The organism is Vibrio sp. Y176 (assembly GCF_033438945.1).
On the sequence record NZ_JAWOQS010000895.1, the window covers coordinates 1 to 575 of the forward strand.

Here is a 575-nt window from a genome sequence, read left to right on the forward strand (position 1 = left end):
ATTTTACAAAACGCTGGTGAAGCAGACGATGAAGGTACTGCGGCACTGATGGGTGACTACATCCGTGAGCAAGAAAAACTGATGTGGATGCTTAACGCTTACCTACAAGGCTAAGTTCAAACATTTACATACGATTCGGGAATAAGCCAAAGGAGCACATGAGTGCTCCTTTTTTTGTCTCTGTGAATTGGCAATCTAATTCGTTGAGCTTTTCGGACAAAGGGATCAGTGCGCTGATTCAAAGTACGCCAGCAAATCGGACAGTTCTCTCACCGCAAGTGATGCCGAATTTTGAAATTGTTCAGTGATGCCGTGATGCACCAAACAAGACGGCATTTGTGCATTGTACGCAGCTTGCAAATCGTAAAGGAAGTCACCGACATACAGCACTTCATTTGGCATCAAACGCCACTCCTTGGCGCGTACTTGTAGCGATAAAGGATCGGGTTTTGGTGGATAACATTCACGCGTGATCACTTGCTCAACGGTGATTTGGTTATGTTCCAATTTTCTTTGTGTTGCAATTAGGCAGTTTCGCGTCACGATGGCGGTTTTAATCGTTTTTTTCTCCAAGT

The 575-nt window shown here is 44.5% G+C and carries 2 protein-coding genes; one reads left to right on the top strand and one right to left on the bottom strand.

Translation table 11 applies throughout. The features are described 5' to 3' along the window. Positions 1–114: ferritin-like domain-containing protein (locus R7O13_RS29270; protein ID WP_318305511.1), on the top strand; the 114-nt coding region annotated here is incomplete at its 5' end. 111 nt (positions 115–225) lie between these two features. On the opposite strand, the gene R7O13_RS29275 is transcribed toward R7O13_RS29270, so the two are convergent. Further along, positions 226–575 (bottom strand): HAD family hydrolase (locus R7O13_RS29275; protein ID WP_318305510.1); only part of this gene is annotated, 350 nt, incomplete at its 5' end.